This window comes from Streptomyces africanus, assembly GCF_002150735.1.
GTDB lineage: Bacteria > Actinomycetota > Actinomycetes > Streptomycetales > Streptomycetaceae > Streptomyces > Streptomyces africanus.
The window spans coordinates 1-940 of the sequence record NZ_MUKA01000650.1; the positions used below are offsets into that span (position 1 = coordinate 1).

Below are 940 nucleotides of genomic sequence, written 5' to 3' on the forward strand. Positions count from 1 at the left end.
GGCTCGTCGGGGTCGTCGGCGGTCTTCCCCGCCCCACCGCCCGTGCCCGTGCGGCTCACCAGGCCCGACCAGGCGTGGTGGTCCGGGTCCCAGTCGGCGGGCAGCCGGTAGAACGCCTCGATGGTGTAACCGCCCTCGAACGTGGCCGAGTTGAGCGGGGCCCCGTCGACCGTGCGCAGGTAGGCGCCCTTCAGGGGTGACTTGAAGCCCTGGAACTCCAGGCTGCCGTGGCCCGGCTGGTCGGCGGACCACCACNNNCCCGTCGACGGGCTTCTCGAATCGCCAGTACGCCGCGGTGCCCGGGAGCAGCATCTTCGAGGCGGGCCGCGCCGGACGGGCGGGCACGGGCGCGAAGCCGGAGAAGCGCTCCTCGAAGTCGATCTCGACGGAGAACCGGTCGGCGTCGCCGCTCAGCTCCATCTCCTGCCGCTCCAGCTCGTTGAGCCCCTTCCCGGCCCGGCCCAGGATCCACGGGGAGACCGTCTCCACGTCGATGACGTTCCGGTCCAGGTCGAACCGNNTCTTGCGGGTCGCGCGGGCGGCGGGCCAGTAGTGCCCGTTGAGGGTGAGGAAGATCTGGTCGTGGTCCTCGACCAGCTGGTCCCACAGCTGCTGCCCGTAGTCCGACAACGAGTCGTCCTCGACGACCAGTTCGTGCGTCGTGAGGATCACGGGCGTCTTCGGGTGCCGCGCCATGACCTCCTTCGCCCACGCGTAGCCCTGCGGCGACAGCCGCCAGTCCAGCGCGAGCACCAGCCACTCCCGGCCGCCCCCGGTGAACAGGTGGAAGGTGTTGTAGCCGTCCGGGGAGGCACCGCCGAACGTCGGCTTCTCCTTGAACCGCTCGGGTCCGAAGGCGTCCAGGTACGGCGTCGCTCCGCGCTGGTCGGTCGTCGACGACTTCACGTCGTGGTTGCCGGCCAGGACGCTGTAGCCGACG

General features: G+C 70.8%; 1 pseudogene. It reads right to left on the reverse strand.

Annotation, left to right across the window (positions count from 1 at the left end):
- A pseudogene (locus CCL05_RS43100) lies at nucleotides 1-940 on the reverse strand (metallophosphoesterase family protein); the annotation flags it as partial.